12 protein-coding genes are annotated in these 15,635 nt (G+C 51.3%); 10 read left to right on the forward strand and 2 right to left on the reverse strand.

Features of this window, described 5'->3' with window-relative positions; genetic code table 11:
• Nucleotides 1–231 precede the first annotated feature (231 nt).
• Together BTA35_RS15230 and BTA35_RS15235 are read left to right on the forward strand one after the other, a co-directional pair.
• On the forward strand, nt 232–1,023 hold the full coding sequence (locus BTA35_RS15230; RefSeq protein WP_078320673.1) for a GGDEF domain-containing protein: 792 nt from the start codon (nt 232–234) through the stop codon (nt 1,021–1,023).
• Between the two features lie 33 nt (nt 1,024–1,056).
• Nucleotides 1,057–1,590: a methylated-DNA--[protein]-cysteine S-methyltransferase gene (locus BTA35_RS15235; protein WP_078320674.1), complete on the forward strand. Its 534-nt coding sequence runs from the start codon at nt 1,057–1,059 to the stop codon at nt 1,588–1,590.
• Between the two features lie 257 nt (nt 1,591–1,847).
• Here the strand turns inward: BTA35_RS15235 and BTA35_RS15240 are convergent, their stop codons facing one another.
• A complete protein-coding gene (locus BTA35_RS15240; RefSeq protein ID WP_078320675.1) occupies nt 1,848–4,019 on the reverse strand; it encodes a malate synthase G in 2,172 nt (723 codons plus the stop codon).
• Between the two features lie 463 nt (nt 4,020–4,482).
• Here BTA35_RS15240 and BTA35_RS15245 point away from each other — a divergent pair, with 463 nt between their 5' ends.
• The 4 genes from BTA35_RS15245 to BTA35_RS15260 all read left to right on the forward strand — a co-directional run bounded on the left by BTA35_RS15245 (nt 4,483) and on the right by BTA35_RS15260 (nt 9,125).
• Nucleotides 4,483–5,463 (forward strand): alpha/beta hydrolase, encoded by a 981-nt coding sequence (locus BTA35_RS15245; RefSeq protein WP_078320676.1) that lies wholly within the window; start codon nt 4,483–4,485, stop codon nt 5,461–5,463.
• Between the two features lie 90 nt (nt 5,464–5,553).
• Nucleotides 5,554–7,302, forward strand: a complete 1,749-nt coding sequence (locus BTA35_RS15250) for a COG3014 family protein (protein WP_078320677.1) — start codon at nt 5,554–5,556, stop codon at nt 7,300–7,302.
• Between the two features lie 116 nt (nt 7,303–7,418).
• Nucleotides 7,419–8,018 (forward strand): penicillin-binding protein activator LpoB, encoded by a 600-nt coding sequence (locus BTA35_RS15255; protein WP_103989748.1) that lies wholly within the window; start codon nt 7,419–7,421, stop codon nt 8,016–8,018.
• Nucleotides 8,019–8,054: 36 nt separating this feature from the next.
• Nucleotides 8,055–9,125 (forward strand): LPP20 family lipoprotein, encoded by a 1,071-nt coding sequence (locus tag BTA35_RS15260; protein ID WP_160055270.1) that lies wholly within the window; start codon nt 8,055–8,057, stop codon nt 9,123–9,125.
• A gap of 99 nt (nt 9,126–9,224) precedes the next feature.
• Here BTA35_RS15260 and BTA35_RS15265 read toward each other — a convergent pair whose 3' ends face one another.
• Nucleotides 9,225–11,138 carry a beta-ketoacyl synthase gene (locus tag BTA35_RS15265; RefSeq protein ID WP_078320679.1) on the reverse strand — a complete coding sequence of 638 codons (1,914 nt, stop codon included), beginning with the start codon at nt 11,136–11,138 and terminating at the stop codon, nt 9,225–9,227.
• Between the two features lie 441 nt (nt 11,139–11,579).
• Here BTA35_RS15265 and BTA35_RS15270 point away from each other — a divergent pair, with 441 nt between their 5' ends.
• The 4 genes from BTA35_RS15270 to BTA35_RS15285 all read left to right on the forward strand — a co-directional run bounded on the left by BTA35_RS15270 (nt 11,580) and on the right by BTA35_RS15285 (nt 15,557).
• A complete protein-coding gene (locus BTA35_RS15270) occupies nt 11,580–12,347 on the forward strand; it encodes a ParA family protein (protein ID WP_078320680.1) in 768 nt (255 codons plus the stop codon).
• A gap of 290 nt (nt 12,348–12,637) precedes the next feature.
• A complete protein-coding gene (locus BTA35_RS15275) occupies nt 12,638–13,645 on the forward strand; it encodes a DctP family TRAP transporter solute-binding subunit (RefSeq protein ID WP_078320681.1) in 1,008 nt (335 codons plus the stop codon).
• Nucleotides 13,646–13,771: 126 nt separating this feature from the next.
• Nucleotides 13,772–14,263 (forward strand): TRAP transporter small permease, encoded by a 492-nt coding sequence (locus BTA35_RS15280; protein WP_078320682.1) that lies wholly within the window; start codon nt 13,772–13,774, stop codon nt 14,261–14,263.
• Entirely contained in the window at nt 14,253–15,557 is a 1,305-nt protein-coding gene (locus BTA35_RS15285) for a TRAP transporter large permease (protein WP_078320683.1), read from the forward strand. The genes BTA35_RS15280 and BTA35_RS15285 overlap by 11 nt, the downstream gene beginning before the upstream one ends.
• Nucleotides 15,558–15,635 lie beyond the last annotated feature (78 nt).

Here is a 15,635-nt window from a genome sequence, read left to right on the forward strand (position 1 = left end):
GCGGTGATAGGCGGGCTAATCTCCGGTTTTGGGGGGCAAACAGGTGCTGACTCGCCGGATAAAAGATTGTGGACGAAAGAATTTCCTCCCGGTGTTAGTGGGAATCTCTGATTTTCTTAAAAGATACCGGACTAATGTCACTTTATATCGAATTATGGCGATCCAGGGGTGCATCTGGCCTGATATTCATGAATAATGCTGCACCAAGAAAAATAAGCACAGGGTGGCATAATGCCAGATAGCAATCGCACGCATCTGATCGAAAAGGCCAGACGTATTGCCCAGTACAGTCTGATGGGCTATTTATTGCGGGCAACGCTTTGGCCAACGCTGCTTTCTGCCGCGCTGTGCTATAGTTTCTATCTGCTTTGGGCTCCCGGGTGCTTCAATATTCCGGTTGCGGTTTCCCTGCCTGTAATGGCTCCTTTACTTATTTCAGCCATGATCAGTCTCCCTCATTATCGTCTGTTTAAGACATTGGCTGAGGAACACGAGACCCTTGAGCGAGAAGTGCACCGGCGTCGCTCTCTGGAGCATGATCTGCGTTTGCAAGCGAACACGGACACACTAACCGGTTTATCCAATCGTCGTGCTTTCTTCGAAGAGGGCGTCCGCCGTTTGCGGGATGAGCCCCAGACATTAGTGATTATCGACCTGGACTTTTTCAAACAGGTCAATGATCGCTTTGGTCACGATATTGGCGATCATGTTCTGATCCATATTGCCCGAATGTTATCGGATCATTTTGAACCTGAAGCGCTGCTGGCTCGAATGGGGGGCGAGGAGTTTGCTCTGCTATCCGGATTGAAAGAAAAAGAGCTGATTGAACAGCTACAATTCCTTAATGGCATGCTGACCGGCCAACCCCTTATTGTGCTGGGGCGTAAGATTAACACCAGCTTAAGTGCCGGCATCGTCAGGATTAATCAGAATGGCAGCTTGCAGGAAGGTATCATTGCTGCCGATACTTATCTTTATAAAGCTAAAGCTAACGGCCGTTGTCAGGTTCAGTCCGCGATATAATTTGCTGCTCCGGCAACCCTGTCAGGAGTACTTATGTATTATCAGTTCGCACTATCTCCATTAGGTTCTCTTATGCTGGCGGAGCAACAGGCTAATACTGGTTTGTCGCTGCTCTATATTGGCGACTCGCCAGAAGTTCTGATGGCCGAAGCAGAGGCGGCTTTTCCTGATCGCCACTGGCAGCGATCCGATCATCTGATGCCATATCTTGAGCAGATCTGTTCTGCGCTGGTGAACCAATCCCCTTTCCCTGAATTGCCGCTTAATCTGGCTGGAACCGCCTTTCAGCAACAGGTCTGGCAGGCTCTGCAGGATATTCCTTTTGGTGAAACGATCAGCTACAGCCAGCTGGCAGAAAGATTAGGCATGCCTACGGCTGTGCGAGCGGTGGCCAGTGCCTGCGGTGCTAATCAGGTGGCCTTGTTGATTCCCTGTCATCGGGTGGTACGTAAGAATGGTGACTTGTCAGGGTATCGGTGGGGAATTGCCCGCAAGCGACAGTTGTTGGTGATGGAGGCTGGCGATGAGGGAAAGAAAACCAAAAGGGAATCAAGGCCTACCTGCTGATTACTCACCTCGACCGTAGGTCGTATAAGCGCCGTGGGCGCGTCATACGACATTGGGGTTTTATGGCATCTGGTGTGATCATGGGAAATGCCGGATGACGCGCCAATCAATATCCGTGTGATTTCAGATGCTGTGTATAGCGCTTATCCGGCCTACTTGTTGTGTTCTGACGTCTTTGATTCCGGAAGCCTATAAACCAAAAAGCCCCGACCTTTTCAGGATCGGGGCTTTGTCAGCTTTAAGCGTTTAACCGGCGTTTAGGCCTGTTGTGCTTTTAGCTTCAGGCGGCATTCATGCAGCAGGGGTTCGGTGTAACCACTTGGCTGTTTGGTGCCTTCAAACACCAGTTTGCAGGCGGCTTCGAAGGCGATGCCGTCGAAGTTAGGTGCCATTGGCGTGTAGGTTGGGTCGTTGGCGTTCTGACGATCGACAACACCGGCCATGCGCTTCATGGTTTCCATCACCTGTTCTTCAGAGCAGATACCGTGATGCAGCCAGTTGGCGATATGTTGGCTGGAGATACGCAGGGTTGCGCGGTCTTCCATCAAGCCTACATCGTTGATATCAGGAACCTTGGAACAACCGACACCCTGATCAACCCAGCGTACTACGTAGCCGAGAATACCCTGTGCGTTGTTGTCCAGCTCTTGCTGAATCTCTTGTGCTGACCAGCTTGGATTTGGCTCAACCGGAATGGTCAGAATGTCATCCAGATTAGCACGGCCACGGACCTTGATCTCACCCTGACGGGCAAAAACATCAACCTTGTGGTAGTGCAGGGCGTGCAGGGTGGCTGCCGTCGGAGACGGAACCCATGCGGTGTTAGCACCGGACATAGGGTGGCCGATTTTTGCTTTCAGCATGTCGGCCATCAGATCCGGCATGGCCCACATACCTTTACCGATCTGAGCTTTACCACTTAGGCCGCATTCCAGGCCAACGTCCACGTTCCAGTTTTCATAGGCACCAATCCAGGGAGCGGCTTTCATTTCACCTTTGCGGATCATTGGGCCTGCTTCCATAGAGGTGTGGATCTCATCGCCGGTACGGTCGAGGAAGCCGGTGTTGATAAATACGGTGCGGTCTTTCGCCGCGCGGATACACTCTTTCAGGTTTACCGTGGTGCGACGCTCTTCATCCATGATGCCCATTTTCAGGGTGAAGCGGGCAAGACCCAGTGCGTCTTCAATGCGGCCAAACAGTTCGTTAGCAAAGGCCACTTCTTCCGGGCCGTGCATCTTAGGCTTAACGATATACATGGAGCCTGTGGTGGTGTTGCTGAACTGGCCCTGACCTTTCAGGTCATGCAGGGAGATCAGCGAGGTACAGATACCGTCAATGATGCCTTCAGGGACTTCGTTGCCGTCTTTGTCCAGGATGGCGTTGTTGGTCATCAGATGGCCGACGTTACGTACGAACATCAGGCTGCGACCTTTCAGTGCCATCGGTGAACCATCTTTACCGGTGTACTCGCGGTCACCGTTAATGCGACGGGTAAAGGTTTTGCCACCTTTGGTGACTTCTTCGGTCAAGTCGCCTTTCATTAGACCGAGCCAGTTGCGGTAGATCACCACTTTATCATCCGCATCTACAGCGGCTACGGAGTCTTCACAGTCCATAATGGTGGTCAGGGCAGATTCCATCACCACATCTTTAACGCCGGCTGCGTCATCTTTGCCGATCAGGTGGGTACGGTCGACCTGGATCTCAAAGTGCATGCCGTTGTTCACTAGCAGTACAGAATCCGGGGCTTGGGTATTGCCGTTGTAGCCAACAAACTGGTCAGGGTTAGCAAGGCCGGTTTCCGTGCCATCTTTCAGGGTAACAACCAGTGCGCCCTCTTTAACGGCGTATAGTGTCGCCTGGGTGCGGTCGCCGGAAGCTAAAGGCGCTGCTTCATTCAGGAAGTTGCGGGCAAACTCGATCACTTTTGCGCCGCGAACAGGATTATAGCTACTGCCTTTCTCTGCGCCGTTTTCTTCAGAGATCGCATCGGTGCCATAGAGTGCATCATACAGGCTACCCCAACGGGCATTGGCGGCGTTCAATGCAAAACGGGCATTCATAACCGGAACCACCAACTGAGGGCCGGCCATGGTTGCCATTTCCGGGTCTACATTGGCGGTGTTGATTGTAAAGTCATCACCTTCAGGCAGCAGGTAGCCGATCTCACTCAGAAAGTCTTTGTAGGCGCCTAGGTCGAAGGCCTGGCCTTTGCGGTCACGGTGCCACTGATCGATCTGTGCCTGAATCTGTTCACGTTTTGCCAACAGTTCACGGTTGCGGGGCGCCAGATCATGGACGATGGCATCGAACTGTGTCCAGAAGTGTGCAACGTCAACACCTGTGCCGGGTGCCGCATCATTGCTGATAAAATCGTAGAGTGTTTTTGCAACACTTAAGTTGCCGATCTGAACGCGTTCAGTCATGGAAAGTGCCTCTGTCTAAAAATTGTGCCTAAAAAAGTTTAAAGCTATGCCCGAAGCGACACCCGATCTGGGTGCTGCTGCCAGCAGGAAGTTGATACGATCCCATGTGCCGTGGGAGTGATCAGAGCTTCGTTGTCGTTCCTGTCAGACTTTTTCTCGGTTGTCTGTTAGGGAGTCCCTTCTGTCCGATGTGCCGTCTTTCAGAAAGGGGCTGTACTGCCAGAGCGGTACAGTGCCCCGTAAAGATACCTGAAAGCACTGGCATTTGTCCCTAGATGTACGCCTAATGAATAAGACCATTGCGACGGGCAGGTCACAAAGTTGAAGGGATCGGGTCGTGCCGTTGCCTGAGTCAGGTATGGGCTTCTTAAACGGGACGTTTTTATAAATAAGTGTTTCTGAGGTAGGATGCCAACCCCGATTCTATTGAATTACAGGCCGATGTAGGGAAAAACGCTCAGCCATGACTGCAAAAAACATACAAAATGCAGACCCTTTTCATGCCGCTATGCTGCGTAAAATATTGCTGGCAGAGGTGGAGTCGGATAACCCCATGCTCCACAGAATCAAGCGTACCTATAGTGATTTCTATGGTCTGAGCCGTTTGCCGTCATCGGAACATCTCTGGGGCTGTGTCCGGTCTGATACCTATGAGGTGGTCTATCAGACATTTCTTCCGTCACGGGAACCAGGAGCGGTCTCCAATGGCTGCTTTTATCTGTTGCATGGTTATTATGACCATATTGGCCTCTACACCCATCTGATTCAGTTTCTATTGGCAGAGGGCTATGAGGTTGTGGCGGTCGATCTTCCCGGGCATGGTTTATCATCGGGCCCAAGAGCTTCGATTATCTCCTTTGATGAGTATAGTCGGGCGCTTTGGCAGGTGATGCAGCTCACTGTGCAGCAGCGGGCCAAGCCACTGAACCTGATCGGTCAGAGTACGGGTGGGGCTGTGATTATTGATTGGTTGCTACGCAGCCCTTTTAAAGAAGAGTTTACGCTTGATAAAGTTGTGTTGTTGGCACCTCTGGTGAAGCCCTGGAACTGGACTCAGGGGCTGATCAGCTTTTATCTGCTGTCGCCTTTCATCAATCGACTGAAGCGCCGTTTCTCTGAAAATAGCCATGATGAAAATTTTCTGCGTTTTCTTAAAGAAGAGCCGCTGCAGTACAACTATCTGGCGGTGGATTGGGTCCGGGCGCTATCCCGCTGGATTCCGGCGATTGAAGCCGCTGACCCGGTATCAGCAAATTGTCTGATTTTGCAGGGAGAGGAAGATCGTACGGTGGACTGGCAGAATAATCTCGATACCTTATTGGAAAAATTCCCTAATGCTGAAGTTTGTCGCTATCCCGGCGCACGTCACCACCTGGTAAATGAAAGTGAGGTATATCGCTTGCAGTGGATGGCGGGTTTACGTTCTTTTTTGCGACATAAATAACGTCAGGTGACAAGGTTTCTGCTGAATAATCGCTCCGGTCAGTCTCTGATGTGGGCAGGGTTATGGTGCTGTTATGATAGAGGATGTCAGGTGTTTCGTCGGCTAATTAAGCACTATTTCGCTTTGGTTTCTGGGGCAAGGCTTGCCGTACTGGTTATTTTTTATAGCATACTGGCTGGCTGCAGTACCTATGGTGACAGTGTTCAGGAGGTACTGGATGAGGTGCGCAGGGAGAACTATGCTGCGGCTGATGATACCGCTCAGGCGGTGCTGTCTCCTTCAGGAAGTGATCGTCTGCTTTACTTTCTTGAGCGGGGTATGATCGCTCACCTGGATGGTCGTTATCAGGAGAGTAATTCACTTCTTGAGCAAGCTTATCGAATCTCTGAATCGCTTTACCGGTCCGATCTCCGCGACTGGCTGGCGGTGGCAATGACACACCCGGGTAATGCCTCATACCGGGGGCAGCTGTATGAACGTGTCTATCTGCATTACATCAAAATGCTCAATTACCTGATGCTGGCACAGCAACAAAACAGAGGCAGCCAACAGGAGCAACTACTGGACAGTGCCCGGGTTGAGAATCGTCGTATTCAGATTCTGTTGGATGAAAATGTCTTTATAACCGGTGACTACAGTCAGGCGGCTTCTGCCCAGGAAAAGCTATTCAGCAAAATTGCTAAAGTATTTCGCCAGCTTAATGGCGATCCGGTTGACCCGGATGAACTTATCTTTCGTGATCAGGCATTTGCCCATTATGTGATGGGGGCGCTTTATGAGCAGTATGGTGAGTTAGATAATGCCCGTATCAGCTATCAGCGTTCCGCCACGCTTTATGAAGATGGCTATACCAAACAGTATGGTCTGGATACGGCGATGACGGTTCAAGCCTGGAGTGATGTGGTCCGGGTGATGCAAAAAGCCGGTGGCTATGAAGAGCAGTGGCGTCAGCTGGTAAAAAGCAAAAGCCTGCCGTCAGCGGAGTCTGATAACTCATCGGCTACCGGTGCATATCACTATCAGCCGGAAAAAGCTGAGCTGTTGATTCTGCAGCATGTGGATTTGTCGCCTCAGCGTAAAGTGCTAAATATGCACCTGATGATCAATAGCGACAGTCGCCAGCTGGTGGTGCGCCCTATCCCTGTGGGCAGTCGTCAGGAGCAGCGTGAGCAAGCTGCCTGGTTTTATCTGCTTTATGCGGATAAAGGGCTTTATAATGTGGTACGTGATTTTTCCGATGGCTCCATTCTGAACAGCGAAGGCGTTTTATTTAACAGTCGGGCCACGACACTGCAGCCGGTTTGGTCCCTGGTTGAGGATACCGGCCTGGATTATGTCCTGGGCAATGGTGGTGTCCGTATCGCGGTGCCTTATTACCCGATTCCTTATGCGCCTCTGCAGGCTGCAGAAGTAAATGTTTCGTCGGAAAAAGGCGCGATCACCCGCCCAATGATAAAAGCAGACTCCGTGGCGATGCTGGGTTTACTGCAACAGGCGCTGGAAGCCCAGGCCGAACTGAACAGTGCGATGGCGCGGGAAGTTCTGCGTAATAAAGTGATGCAGGAGGCGGTGAAAGATATGGGCGCTTTGGGCGCGCTTGGGGGTAAGCTGCTCGCTGCCAGTACGACGAATGCGGATACCCGGAGCTGGCTGTCTTTGCCCCATCATATCCGGGTGCAGCGGCTTCAACTTGAGCCGGGGGGGCATACCGTCGTCCTGAATAGCCGGTCAGCGGACGGACAAAATATAAGACAGGAGTACACCGTGGATCTGAAGGCCGGTGAACTTGAAATTCTGACACTGAGAACTTTTTTGCCATTGACTGGAAAGCCTGATTAGCGGAATAGGGTTTAAAGTGGCTTGGTGCTATTTACATTGGCAGGCTACAGGCAGTTTCCTACAAGGTGTTTCGATATCGCTCGAAAGCCACTGATTAAGCTTCAAGGAGAAATGATATGCGTATGATGGCTAAACTGGGTGCTGCTGCTCTGATGGGAAGCGCACTTCTGCTGGCGGGTTGTGGCGGCCCCTCTGTTGAACGGGTTGATGTGAATCAGGAGATCGCCCTGACGGATCGCTGGAATGATGAGGACTCCCGCTTGGTGGCAGAGGAGATGATGCAGGATATGCTGACCTTTCCATGGCTGACTCGCTATAAGATGAGTACTGATGATGTTCGTCGTCCGACGGTTGTGATTCATACGATCCGTAATAAAACCAGCGAACATATTCCTTCAGAAACCTTTGTTAATGATATTAAGCGTGAGTTGCTGCGTTCCGGTGATGTTGATTTTGTTGTCAGCGGCGATGAGCGTGATCAGATCCGGGACGAACGTCGGGATCAGGAACTCAATGCTTCATCCGATACCCAAGCTCAGATGGGGCAGGAGACCGGCGCTAACTTTGCACTTTCCGGCAGTATTAACAGCTTTGTTGACCAGCTTGGGGATACTCGTGTGACCAGTTATCAGGTGGATATGAAGCTGATCGATATGACCAGTAACCGTGAAGTGTGGAATGGTCAGAAGAAAATCAAAAAGAAAATGAGTCGCTAACCGCAGCGCCATAAGTCAATAAACAGGAGAGTGAACTTGGCCTATACAACCCGGAATATCGGAAAAAGAAATGGTTTGATCTCATGGCTACTGGTTACTGCGGTGTTAACCGGTTGTTCATCCGCCCCGAAGCAACAGGCGGGAGGCGCACCTGAATGGATCGACCAGCTTCCGCAACGAGCAGGCTATGTTTATGGTGTGGGAAGTGCTGATAATACCGGTAGTGAGTCTGCCGCAGCTGAGAATGCTAAAGAGCGTGCCCGTGCGGATCTGATTCGCCAGATGCAGGTTATGGTCAGTGGTGATTTTAGCAGCCAGACACAGTTGCAGATGACCGACGGGCAAAACACCAGCTTTATTGAAGAAGTTAACGATAAAGTACGTAGCCGTATCCCCGAGGTTGAGCTGCCGGGTCTTGGCTGGAGCGATAGCTGGGTTAATCCGGTAACTAAAACGCACTATGCGCTGGCGGAGCTGAATCGTCACTCAGCGGAAGCAAGATTAGCAGAACAGCTGGCGGCCATTGATCTGGAGCTGGAAGGGAAAACGCTGCCTGTAACGGAAACCCAGGAAGGGCAGCTTGTTAGTCGGCTCGACCAGGTTCGTGCAGCGATGCCGATTTTACTGCGGTTTGCCCAGCGGGATAAGCTGGTGCGTCAGCTGATGTTTGTTGCGGAGTCCGGCTTCAGCCGTTTTGCACCGGATGAATCCCTGGTCGATCTGCGCCATGAGCTGAATCGCCTGGTGAGTTCTTTGCAGATTCAGCTTTCGCCGGTTAATGCCGCAGCCCGGAAGCTGGATGCCTCTCTGGCGGAGGAGATGACAAAACTGGGCCTGCGCCTGAATACATCTGATGCTGCAGAAGCAGATCTGCGTCTAACCTACTCTTTGACCGTCAGCAGTCAGGAGGTCAGACGTACTCATTATGTTTTTGCCCGTTCTGCCGTTCAGATTCGTGATAGCGAAAACCGAATTATGGGTTCTTTTGACCGTGAGGCGAAAGGGGTTTCCGGCATGGAAGACAGAGCACAGCATCTGGCAGTTAAGCAGCTGGGTACAATCTTGTCCCGTGAAGTGATTGACGCGCTTTTTGTTGCGGATTATTGATTTGCGATAAAGGTCCGGGGTCGGTCATAAAAAAGCTCGCCTTTCATCACTGAAAGGCGAGCTTTTTCGTCGTTATTGGTTGCTGTTACAGGCTTAAGATCAGCTCATATCCGCAAACGGATTGTCCAGCTCAAGACTGACATCCTGAGCGTAACCCGGGATATGCAATTTCCGGTCGGTAATCTGCAGTTCCGGGCCTTCCAGCACCTCCCGGTCACCAAAGTGATACACCACACTGAAGCGGCCAGCATCGACATTTTCCTGGTACTCTTCTGCACGGGCTTTCTGTTGCTGTACCTTAGCTTCCCATGCGCTGATGGCGGTTTGACCGTGCTTTTTAGTCAGCATCTGGAGTGTTACCTCCGGTGAGAAGATAACACCGGTGGCGTTGTTGCCGCCAAAGCCTTTAGCGTTGATAAAGGCGGTATCCATCGGGCGCTCCGTCAGGTCAATTGCCTGCTGAGAAAACTCCAGATGACTCTGATGAACATCATCGGCAATTTTGTCTGTGGTGGCGATACCCGGGATCATCTGGTGAGCCCAGGTGCCGAGTGCACTAATGGTTTGATCCCCGGCTGCCGTGCCCTGGGAGTGACCGACATAGCACTTAATTGCAGCAACAGGCCAGCTTGTGATATCGAAGGCTTTAGCGACCTGATTCAGCACATGGGATTCCGTCACTCTGTTTTTCGGAGTACTGGTTCCGTGGGCATGGACATAGCTGCGCTGGCGCAAAGACTCTTCCCCCAGCACGGAGCGTACCAGCGCGGCAGATTTTGCCAGGGTGACATAGTTGCCAATTCCCGGGGCACTGATGGATTTTTTAAAACCATCAGCATTTACAAACACTTCCGGTACAGAACCAAAGATCTGCGCACCCAGCTCCAGAGCCAGGGTATCATCCGTCAGCATCAGGTACTGAGCACCTTCTGCCATGGTAAAACCGCAGTTTTCTGCAAAAGGGCGACAGGCTTTCTGGTAATCCGCATCGGTGAGTTTTTCCAGTGCATCCAGCGCCATCAGACTGGCATCATCCGCCAGAGCGCCCATTACACGGAAGCCTTCAATGACTTCGGGGGTTACCGGTGCATCACTGGTACCGACAACCGCTAAGCGACGGCGGCCCAAACGAATATCGGTTACGGCTGCCTGCAGGTTGTACAGAAAGCTGGCGCAGGCACCGAGATGACCGGCGGTCGCGCCGACGCTGCCCAGTACATAGGCGTTGATAAAGTCCGCAGGCATCTGGCCGTAGCCCAAAGGCATCTGTTTGGATGTTGCCCGCTTGCCATTAACAAAGCTTTGCAGCAGGCCACCCCAACCGTACTGATCCAGCTGACCAATGGAGTTACCGGCATAGACCGCCATTTGATCCGGGCGCAGGGTATCTTTAACAGCATCCCAGTCCAGGCCAGTACTGCCCAGCATATCTGAAGCCGCAAATACCGCCATCTGCAGACCGCGGGGATGGTGCACAGATCGGTAATATTTACCTGGGTTAAAGCCTGTGGGGATCTGAGCTGAGGCTTTTACACCGGCTTCACGTCCATCAGGAATCAGGGCGTCAAAGTCACCGGTAATGGTGATCTGGTAATGGCCATTATCCAGTGCTGTCACTTGCCAGTTATCGGGTGTTGTTTCCGGCATCTGGCGGGGGCGCAGGGTAAAACTAATCGCTTCCTGATCCGGTTTGATGGTGATCCGGGCATTAGCGGGTATGGCATCAACATCAAACAGGTCGGGATGTGTTTTTCTGATCAGCGTATTGTTCAGAACCTGGGGGCGAACCTTGCTTGCGGCTGTGTTCAGATCCAGACTTTCCCCTTCAGAGGTGATCCACTGACCCTCTTTTTCTGTCAGTAGCCCCATCATGCAGGCGAGGCTAACCAACGTCTGTGCCTGTTGCTCACTATCAAGATTGTTTAAAACGGTGCGGCGAAAACTCTGAAAACCTGAGCTCCGACCAGCAGCATTAACGCCGCCAAAACCAATAATTACCGGTAACTGTGACAAGCCCCACTCCTCATAACGGTGTCGCAACTTATGGAGTCGCAACGATACTGGATAGCACGAATGACCTGAAAGTCAGCCTGCAGCTTAGCTCGTTGGGGATGGCCAAGAGGTGATGCACAACCTGGAAGCTAAACTCTGAAGGGCAGCGTTTTAAACAAAACACTGACCTGAAAAATTAAGCGGAGAATGTTATCACTTACCAAACAGCGCGGCTATGGCTGAATGCCCGTCAAATGTGGATTTTATGCAGGTTTTTACGCCTTCTCTGTTTGAAATCATAACGGTATTTTAACCGCTTTTTAATTGCGCGATACAAGTAGCCCTGGTGGCACTATCGGGCTCGACCCCATTCGATAAAATGAATACACTCAGGTTTTATGCTGCGGTGCGGGATAAAGCCTGTGCCGGGATGATAAAGGTATCAGTACTGAGGGAGCGATGATGATCAGGGTAGTTTTTAACCAGAAAGGCGGTGTCGGTAAATCCAGTATCACCTGTAATCTTGCGGCAATCAGTGCTCAACAGGGCTTGAAAACACTGGTGATTGATCTCGACCCCCAGGGGAATTCCAGTCATTACCTCACGGGCGAAAGTGTGCAGGAGATGCATGATACATTGTTTGATTTCTTTGAGCAGTGTCTGACGATCTCCTCCCAGCGTAAGCCGGTGGAGCAGTTGATCCGGCAGACTCCGTGGGAGAACCTGTATCTGCTGCCGGCCCATGGTGAGCTGGAAAGCCTGGAGGCTAAGCTGGAATCACGCTACAAGATCTATAAGCTCAAAGAGATGTTGCAGGAACAGGCCGGAGTTTATGATCAGATTTTTATTGATACGCCTCCAGCTCTGAATTTCTTTTCCCGGTCGGCGCTTATCGGGGCCGGACGCTGTTTGATTCCCTTCGATTGCGATGCCTTCTCCCGGCAGGCACTGGGGCAATTACTGAGTAATATCGATGAGATGCGTATGGATCATAATCCGGAACTTCAGGTTGAGGGAATTGTGGTTAATCAGATGCAACCCCAGGCGAAGCTACCACAGCAACTGGTGAATGAGCTGGTCGATGCAGGGCACCCTGTGTTGCCGGTCTATCTTATGTCATCGGTAAAAATGCGGGAGTCCCACCAGTTAAGCAAACCTTTGATCTACCATGTTCCGCGCCATAAGCTCACCGGTCAGTTTGTGGATTTGTTTCAGTTGTTGTCAGAGTAGAGGTTAGACTTTTGTAGATTATGAAGGGCGTAAACGCCCTCTTTACAGGGGGCGGCTTTCTTTAAATTATCAGCTGTTTAAATATTTCTTTTTACGAAGCCTTTCCGCCCCCGCTATAATCAGGCCTGCGGCTTTTCTACTACCCATAAATAATGTTCGGTGGCATTACGACCCACAAGGTCTTACTGACCAACCGACAGGCCGCATGCTAACTGGCAGCTCAATACCCTTAAGCAGCTGACAACCTAAATGCGAATCTATCCTGCAAGCTAACAATCTGGACCTGAACAATGTTTAAACGTCGAACCCTTATGGCTGCACTGGCGACCTGTCTGCTGATCAGCCCTTTCGCTCAGGCGGAATACAAAAAAGAATATACCGTTTCAACCGTACTGCCTTCTGCCTTCCCTTGGGGACAGGCCGCTGATAAATGGGTCGAGCTGGTTAGAGAACGCTCGGAAGGCCGTATTAATATGAAAATCTACAGTAACTCTCAGCTGGTCTCTGGTGACCAAACGAAAGAGTTTTCTGCGATGCGCTCTGGCCTGATTGATATGGCAGTGGGGTCTACGATTAACTGGTCGCCACAGGTGCCAGAACTGAACCTGTTCTCGCTACCGTTTTTAATGCCTGATCATGCGGCGATTGATGCGATTACTGAAGGCGAAGCCGGTAAGGCGGTCTTTAAGGGCATCGAAAAACGCGGCGTTACGCCACTGGCCTGGGGTGAAAACGGTTTCCGCCAGCTGTCTAATTCTAAAAAGAAAATTGATAAGCCTGCAGACCTTAAAGGTTTGAAAATCCGCGTTGTGGGTTCTCCTTTATTCCAGGATACCTTTACCGCTCTCGGTGCTAACCCGACTCAGATGAGCTGGGCGGATGCAAAACCTGCATTAACCACCGGTGCCGTTGATGGGCAGGAAAACCCGATCTCTGTTTTTGATGTCGCCCGTATTGATCAGGTTGGTCAGGCTCACCTAACCCGCTGGGGTTATATGGCGGATCCTTTAGTCTTTGGTGTGAGTACTCGGGTGTGGCGTCAGTTCTCACCAGAAGACCAAAAACTGCTAAAACAAGCGGCTATTGACGCAGGTAAATGGGAAAAAGAAAAATCCCGTAGTGAACTAAAGTCAACGTTGGCGAGAATTAAAGAACGCGGCATAACCGTAACAGATCTGACACCAGAACAGCATGCTGCTTTTGTTAAGGCGACGGAGTCGGTGTATAAAAAATGGACACCGCGTATCGGTGAAGCACTGGTTAAACAGGCTCAGGAAGCGGTTGCTAACCGTAACTGATGTCGCGTTGGTTTGATCTGGCGGCAGTCTGAAAGACGGTCGCCTTTACTGTTTCTGATGGCGGTAGGCTGGTGTAACCGGCCTATGGTCTTTCAATGAGTGTCTGTTTGTTCCTGCGGAGCTGTTATGTCCCGTCGTCCAAAATTCCGTCCGGAGGCCTGGCTGGCCAGTCTGGCGCTGATCGCTATCTGTCTGATCAGTTTGGGTAATGTCATTGTGCGTTATGCCACGGATGCTTCTTTTGCTTTCACCGAAGAGTTTTCGGTATTTTTTCTGGTGTTGCTGACCTTTGCTGGAGCTGCGGTTGCGGCCCGGCATAATCAGCATATCCGTATTGAATTGGTTGAACACCATCTTCCAAAACCTATGTTGAAACTGGTGTATCTCCTGCAATGGATGGCAGGCATTATCGTGATGGGCATTACGCTCTGGTATGGCGGCATGTTCGCGTTGGAAGAGTATCAGTGGGAATCCCTGTCGCCTGGTTTAGGGCTCCCTAATTGGATTTATGTGATTTGGCTGCCGGTGATGGCGTTAGCCATTATGGTACGTATGACTCAGAATCTTGTTGATCGCCTGCAGGGTAAGCAGGATGGAGAGGTGATCCATGAGTCCTGATATTCTGATGATTGTCAGCTTTCTGCTGGCCTTATTGTTAGGGGTGCCGGTAGCTATCGCCCTGGGGTTAGGTGGTGTGGTCGGTATTGTGACCGGTCTGTCGCCTGATATGCTGGCGACACTGGGCACCAATACCTATAACAGTGTTGCTAAATATCCACTGATTGCGATTCCTCTGTTTATTCTTACCGGCCTGATCTTCGAGCGTGCAGGGGTTGCTGCCAGTCTGGTGCGTTTTGCTCAGGCGATTATTGGCCCGCGCCATGGTGGTCTGGCGGTTGTTGCGGTCCTTGTGTGTTTGATTATGGGTGGTATGAGTGGCTCAGGGCCGGCTGATGCTGCCGCTGTTGCCATGGTGATGTTGCCAAGTATGCGCAAAGCAGGTTATCCACAACCTTTTTCGGCGACCTTGATTGCCGCCTCTTCATCTACCGCAATTCTGATTCCACCTTCCATCGCCTTGATTCTTTATTCCATTGTGGTGCCTGGTGTTGATCTGCGAGCGCTGTTTGCTGCCGGGCTTTTCCCCGGTGTGCTGGCTGGTCTGTCACTACTGGTTCCGGCGTTATGGTTGGCCCGTAAACATGGCTGGGAGGATCCGGAAGCATCAGAGCGGCCCCCTTTGTGGGAAAGCTTTAAAGCTGCCATTCCTGCACTGTTTGCTCCTGTGATTATCTTAGGGGGGCTGCGGTCCGGTTTATTCACACCGACGGAGGCTGCGGTTGTTGCCGTCGCATATGGTATCTTGGTGGGTACGCTGGTCTATCGCAATCTGAGTTTTAAAACTCTGTACGAGCTGATTACCGAGGCAGCTGTAACCTCAGGTGTGGTGATGTTTATTATTGCGCTGGCGGGTATTTTTGCCTGGGCGGGAACCACCCTGGGAACCTTCCAACACCTGGCAGAAGCGCTTCTTTCCCTGTCAGATAGTGGTTGGGTCTTGCTGCTATTGGTGATGTTATTGGTTTTATTGGCCGGTATGTTGCTGGATGCGGTATCTATCTATCTGATTCTGATACCCATTTTGTTGCCGTTGATGCAGCACTTTGAGTGGAATCCAGTTTGGTTCGGTATTTTACTGGCGATGAATATTGCTATTGGTCAGTTCACACCACCGGTGGCGGTAAACCTGATGGTCACGACTCGGATTGCGGGTATCCGTCTTGAACATACCATCGGCTGGGCACTGATCTTTATTGCTGCTATGGCTTGTAGTCTACTGCTGGTGATGCTGGTACCGGGGATCGCTCTCTGGCTACCGGAGAAGCTGGGTTATGTGGTGGGGCAGTGGTAGTTCTGGTGAGATGATGGACTCCCACGCAGAACGTGGGAGCCAGAGTACTTGTGTCGGAAGGCGCGCCTTCGCGCGACT

Origin of the sequence: Oceanospirillum linum (assembly GCF_001995095.2) — a bacterium.
Lineage (GTDB): Bacteria > Pseudomonadota > Gammaproteobacteria > Pseudomonadales > Halomonadaceae > Oceanospirillum > Oceanospirillum linum.

Excerpts from the sequence above, each read along its gene's own strand:
- BTA35_RS15275 (WP_078320681.1), top strand. The coding sequence starts at position 12,638 with ATGTTTAAACGTCGAACCCTTATGGCTGCACTGGCGACCTGTCTGCTG.
- BTA35_RS15280 (WP_078320682.1), top strand. The coding sequence starts at position 13,772 with ATGTCCCGTCGTCCAAAATTCCGTCCGGAGGCCTGGCTGGCCAGTCTG.
- BTA35_RS15285 (WP_078320683.1), top strand. The coding sequence starts at position 14,253 with ATGAGTCCTGATATTCTGATGATTGTCAGCTTTCTGCTGGCCTTATTG.
- BTA35_RS15245 (WP_078320676.1), top strand. The coding sequence starts at position 4,483 with ATGACTGCAAAAAACATACAAAATGCAGACCCTTTTCATGCCGCTATG.
- BTA35_RS15240 (WP_078320675.1), bottom strand. The coding sequence starts at position 4,019 with ATGACTGAACGCGTTCAGATCGGCAACTTAAGTGTTGCAAAAACACTC.
- BTA35_RS15230 (WP_078320673.1), top strand. The coding sequence starts at position 232 with ATGCCAGATAGCAATCGCACGCATCTGATCGAAAAGGCCAGACGTATT.
- BTA35_RS15270 (WP_078320680.1), top strand. The coding sequence starts at position 11,580 with ATGATCAGGGTAGTTTTTAACCAGAAAGGCGGTGTCGGTAAATCCAGT.
- BTA35_RS15235 (WP_078320674.1), top strand. The coding sequence starts at position 1,057 with ATGTATTATCAGTTCGCACTATCTCCATTAGGTTCTCTTATGCTGGCG.
- BTA35_RS15255 (WP_103989748.1), top strand. The coding sequence starts at position 7,419 with ATGCGTATGATGGCTAAACTGGGTGCTGCTGCTCTGATGGGAAGCGCA.